The sequence below is a fragment of the Defluviitoga sp. genome, assembly GCF_035349255.1.
GTDB lineage: Bacteria > Thermotogota > Thermotogae > Petrotogales > Petrotogaceae > Defluviitoga.
Genome location: NZ_DAOPSE010000076.1, coordinates 1 through 3,378, shown reverse-complemented (window position 1 = coordinate 3,378; position 3,378 = coordinate 1). Strand labels below are relative to the sequence as shown.

3 protein-coding genes are annotated in these 3,378 nt (G+C 31.3%); all 3 read left to right on the top strand.

The genetic code is table 11. The features are described from left to right. Window positions 1-28 precede the first annotated feature (28 nt). The 3 genes from PKN74_RS08150 (at window position 29) to PKN74_RS08140 (ending at window position 3,290) form a co-directional block, all read left to right on the top strand. Window positions 29-979 carry a tripartite tricarboxylate transporter substrate binding protein gene (locus PKN74_RS08150; protein ID WP_472310336.1) on the top strand — a complete coding sequence of 317 codons (951 nt, stop codon included), beginning with the start codon at window positions 29-31 and terminating at the stop codon, window positions 977-979. Between the two features lie 273 nt (window positions 980-1,252). Next, window positions 1,253-1,726, top strand: coding sequence for a tripartite tricarboxylate transporter TctB family protein (locus PKN74_RS08145; RefSeq protein ID WP_472310334.1), 474 nt, complete (start codon window positions 1,253-1,255; stop codon window positions 1,724-1,726). Between the two features lie 82 nt (window positions 1,727-1,808). Next, the gene (locus PKN74_RS08140) at window positions 1,809-3,290 is read left to right on the top strand and encodes a tripartite tricarboxylate transporter permease (RefSeq protein ID WP_472310332.1); all 1,482 of its coding nucleotides are present in this window, start codon (window positions 1,809-1,811) and stop codon (window positions 3,288-3,290) included. Window positions 3,291-3,378: the final 88 nt, after the last annotated feature.

The following is a 3,378-nucleotide window of genomic DNA, read 5'->3' as shown; positions in this document are numbered from 1 at the left end:
TTTACAAATTTATTTTGGAGGTGAGAAAATGAAAAAGTATTTAGTTACTTTTTTAGTATTAGTTCTATTATTTTTGAGTTCTTTTGCAAACTATCCTACAAAAGCGGTAACGATTATTTGTCCATGGTCAGCTGGTGGAGGAAGTGATAGAATAGCAAGGGTTATTGCAAATGGATTAGAAGAAGAATTTGGTAAACCTTTTGTAGTATTGAATAAACCAGGAGGAGGAGGAGCAGTAGGGCACACTGCGGGAGCATATGCAAAACCAGACGGTTATACTTTAACATTTGTAACTCAAGAATTGGCAACACTTCATTGGCTTGGTTTTGCTAAAGTAAATTATGAAAATTTTGAGTACATAATTCAAGTAAATGAAGATCCTGCCGGCGTAGTTGTAAGAAAAGATGCTCCTTGGAATACAATAAATGATTTACTTGAGGATATAAAAGTTAATCCTGGAAAATATAAATTCTCTGGTTCTGGACCGGCTTCAGTATGGGATCTGAGTCGTGTCGGTATGTTGGACAAAGCAGGAATTTCTCCAAGTAATGTATTGTGGGTTCCAACAGATGGAGCTGCTCCCGCTTTGGTTGAATTATTAGGAGGACACGTTGATGTTATTACTTGTAGTATTGCAGAAGTTTCCCCTCAGATTAAAGCTGGAGAAGTAAGAGCTTTGGCGGTAATGTCTGATGAACGTCTCTCTGAATTTCCTGATGTACCTACATTAAAAGAGCAAGGGATAGATTGGTCTTCAGGAACTTGGAGAGGATTGGCTGCTCCGAAAGGAACTCCAAAAGAAATTATTAATATAATTTATCAAAACATGCTGAAAGTAGTCAACAAAGAGACTTTTATTGATTTTATGAAGAAAAATGGTTTTGGTATAAAAATAAGAGATCCAGAATCTTTTTTTGAATTTGTAAAAAAAGAAGATGGTGAATGGAAGCATCTTCTTCAATTGGGAGGATATATTTAATTAAATTACGAAGATTTAAAACTCATGGCTTTTTTTTGGAAAAATAGGACTGAATAATATTTTTATTTATAATTTAATTGTATCTAATTGTCAAGCATTTATCTTCTTAAAAATTAATGAAACGCAACTATGTTTATTATACAAAAATTAATACATTATAAAAGAAGATAAATGCCTTTTTGTATACTAGAATTGAGAAATTATTTATTTGTTGACCTATACTTAAATTAGATTATAAAAATTTTTCCAAAAATGATAAATGGAGGATTATAAATGAAAAAACAAAAGGGTAATTTTTGGTTTGGGTTAACACTTGTTTTAATAGCTATTATCGATTTTTATCAAGCAATAAAGTTCCCCTCTTTTGAAGTAAGTGGTATAAGATTACCTGGCCCAGCATTTTTTCCAGTAATTCTAGGAATAGTTTTTTTAATAGCTGGTGTGTATGAAATAATATGCTCCTTCATGAGTGGAAATACTTTTAAAATAAATTTAAGTTGGTTCAAAAGTTGGGAGAATAAAAATATTATTTTTTTTCTTTTTTCTTCATTAATATATGTTATTTTACTTAATTATTTTGGTTTTATAATATGTACATTAATTTTATTAGTAATATTAATGTTAAGATTAAGAGTCAAATTTTTAACAAGTATTGGGATTTCCCTAATTGTATTGGTTATCATTTTAGTTGTCTTTCAGTTTTTCTTTAATGTATCGTTTCCAACTGGATTATTCAGTTCCATTTGAAATTGATAAAAAATGGTGAAAAAGCTTTGCTAATAAATATATTTGAAAAGGCCAAATCAAAAGATTGATAAGGAGGACGACTATGACTATTATGGATCTTTTTTCTCTAGAAATTTTGATTCCATGGATTTTATCGATGTTTTTAGGTGTATTTGTAGGAGGAATTCCCGGCTTAACTGCTACTATGGCTGTGGCTCTAATTGCTCCAATCAGTTACTATATGAATCCATTAGCAGGTTTTGCTATGGTTCTAGGAGTTTCTTTTACTTCAATTTTTGCTGGCGATATACCTGCGACTCTTTTAAAAATGCCTGGAACACCTTCTTCTGGTGCTGCAATTTTAGATGGCTATGAATTAGCAAAACAAGGTAAGGGAGGGTTAGCCTTAACTATAGACCTTATCTGTTCATCGTTAGGTGGATTAGTTGGAGTGTTAGCTTTAATGTTATTAGCCCCTTTTTTGGCTAACTTCGCCTTGAAGTTTACACACTATGAATATTTTTGGCTTGGAATTTTTGGGCTTAGTATAGCAGCAATTCTTTCTAAAGGAAATACTATAAGAGGTTTGATTTCTGCTTGCCTGGGTTTGTTTATTTCAACTATAGGAATGGATGCAACAACAGGATATCCTAGATTTACTTTTGGAAGTATTGAATTACTAGGAGGAATTGAATTTATTCCTGCTATGATCGGATTATTTGGATTTTCTGAAGTGTTAAATATTGTAAGCTCAAAATCAGAATTGAAACACTCTGGTGTGAAAGGAAAGTTTAAATTACCTTTTAAGGAAGCTCTAACAATTATATGGAAAAACAAATGGACTTTTATTAAATCTTCAGTTATAGGGACTTTTATTGGAGCACTTCCTGGAGCTGGTGCTGATATTGCTGCATGGGTTTCTTATGGAGTTGCAAAAAATAGTTCAAAAGAACCAGAAAAGTTTGGAACAGGGAGTATGGAGGGGGTTATAGCTCCTACATCTGCAAATAATGCCGCATTAGGAGGGACATGGATTCCTGCTCTTGTTTTTGGTATACCGGGAGATTCAATAACAGCGATTGTTCTAGGAATCATGTTAATGTATAATTTACAACCTGGTCCATTAGTTTTTCAAAATAATCCTGAGATAATTAAGGGATTATTTTCCATAGCGATAATTTCACAGTTATTGCTCATAATTGTTGGATATGTTGGAATTAAATTATTTGGTATTGTATTAAAACTTCCACAAAATATTATTGCTCCAATTGTAACTGTTTTTTCATTTGTAGGAGCTTATGCAATTAGAAATAGTGTGTTTGACATTGTGATTATGATAATTTTTGGATTAATTGGTTATTTATTAAACAAAATAAATGTTCCAACTCCTCCAATGATTTTAGGAATTATTTTGGGTCCTATGGTTGAGAATAATTTAAGAATTGGGTTAATCAAGTCTAATGGAAGTTTTTTGCCGTTTTTGGCAAGACCAATTTCAGCTATTTTAGTTATTATAATAGTTGTTTTGTATTCTGCTCCCTACATATTTAAACTACTTAGCAATAGTAAAAAAAGTATTAATTAAAAATATTAACTAGTATTTTTTGTATTATTAATGGTGGTGATTATAATGGATGTAGTAACTTTAGGTGAAACAATGGTTCTTTTTGTGC